Source organism: Neokomagataea anthophila (genome assembly GCF_018122595.1).
Classification (GTDB): Bacteria; Pseudomonadota; Alphaproteobacteria; order Acetobacterales; family Acetobacteraceae; genus Gluconobacter; species Gluconobacter anthophilus.
The window spans coordinates 1-234 of record NZ_JAGRQH010000149.1 but is presented as its reverse complement, the minus strand read 5'-3'; the positions used below and the strand labels follow the sequence as shown (position 1 = coordinate 234).

Below are 234 nucleotides of genomic sequence, written 5' to 3'. Positions count from 1 at the left end.
GGTAATCAACGGGACCACTACCCGAACCGGCGCCGCGTGAATGAATTTTAACGATCACGGTGTTGCTCCAGCAGCTCACTGAGCTGGCGGTCGAGGCTGTTTAACACCGCAAGCAGGGAAACGCGCTCAGTAGGGTTCAGTCCGTCGAGCTGGTTAAGGCGGCGGGCGATCTGGTTGAGGTTGTTGCCGATCCCGCTGACCTGTCGCAGCAGCTCAGGCGCAACGTCAGGCAGA

At 59.8% G+C, this 234-nt stretch carries 1 protein-coding gene; it reads right to left on the bottom strand.

The window, feature by feature from the left end; all coding sequences use genetic code 11:
* Positions 1 to 47 precede the first annotated feature (47 nt).
* A partial coding sequence (gene mobC / locus KB213_RS12355; protein WP_211683557.1) for a plasmid mobilization relaxosome protein MobC occupies positions 48 to 234 on the bottom strand: 187 nt, incomplete at its 5' end.